The 383-nt window shown below is 53.3% G+C and carries 1 pseudogene; it reads right to left on the reverse strand.

The annotated features are described in order from the left end of the window. Positions 1 to 383 (reverse strand): annotated as a pseudogene (locus B2633_RS10595) (hypothetical protein); the annotation flags it as partial.

The raw sequence follows: 383 nt of genomic DNA on the forward strand, positions 1-383 counted from the left end.
GGTATTTCTCAGGGCGATATATTTTTATCTTTAATATGTGCTCCAAGTGCTGTTGATGAGTAGCCTGCAAAAACAGGACAATAGCGGCTGCGGCCATAATGCCGGCACTGAAATTTTTGAGACCGTAGCCGTCCAGAGTGGCGGTATGAAAATGATCTGTTAGGATGTTTTGAGCTTTGACCTGGTTTAAAGCTTCCTCAGGGATGCCTGCCGCCGAGGCTTTAAGCGGCCAGGCCGGGTTGGTCCAGTACTGGGAGTAAAGCTCCCCGCTGTTGTCTATCAGGCATTCCGCGGGGGCGATGCGCTGCAACTCGGCGCTCAATGCAACCAGGCCGGCGGGTCCGTCAAACTCTGCCACCATAAACTCGCCGGTGGAAACATCC

The sequence above is a fragment of the Syntrophomonas sp. UBA1041 genome, from assembly GCF_002316705.1.
GTDB lineage: Bacteria > Bacillota > Syntrophomonadia > Syntrophomonadales > Syntrophomonadaceae > DTU019.